At 72.4% G+C, this 525-nt stretch carries 1 protein-coding gene; it reads right to left on the bottom strand.

The features are described from left to right. Nucleotides 1-115: 115 nt before the first annotated feature. Nucleotides 116-525 (bottom strand): Rossmann-fold NAD(P)-binding domain-containing protein (locus tag O6P37_RS28435; RefSeq protein ID WP_269897219.1); only part of this gene is annotated, 410 nt, incomplete at its 5' end.

Genomic DNA, 525 nt, shown 5'->3' with positions numbered 1-525 from the left:
TCAGGATCAGCCCCTGGAAGGAGCGCGTCGGGTGCATGTGGTCAGTGGGCGTCATCGGTCCGGTCCGGGCATCTTGGAAAGCTGGCGGACTGGTGCCACGAGGCGCCTGCCCGCGTCAATGGCTTTCCAGCGAGCGGAACAGGCTCGAGCCGGCCGGCTGGGTGACGGCCTGGATGCGACGGGGCGCCAGCGTCGGCACATGGCGGAGCTGGCGTCGCAGGCCGGCGGGAATGCGGGCGCCGTACCAGGCGGCGAGCGCCGGCAGTTCGCGGGCGAGCGTGCTTTCCGGCCGCCAGCCGAGCGTCCGGAGCTTCGACGTGCCGAGCGGCGGGCGGCTCGCCTGGAAGGGCCGGCCGGCGACGAACTCGACGCCCGCCGTCGGCTCCGGCACCGCGTCGAGCACCATGCGCGCGACGGTGAGGATATCGTGCGTCTCCTCGCCCGCGACGTTGTAGGTGGTGTTTTCCGCGCCGTGCACGATGACCGCGCGCAGCGCCGCGCAGAAATCGCCCATCGCCAGGAAGG

The sequence above is a fragment of the Mycobacterium hippophais genome, assembly GCF_027529605.1.
Lineage (GTDB): Bacteria > Actinomycetota > Actinomycetes > Mycobacteriales > Mycobacteriaceae > Mycobacterium > Mycobacterium arseniciresistens.
The sequence above is the reverse complement of the archived record's forward strand: the minus strand, read 5'-3'. Positions and strand labels throughout refer to the sequence as shown.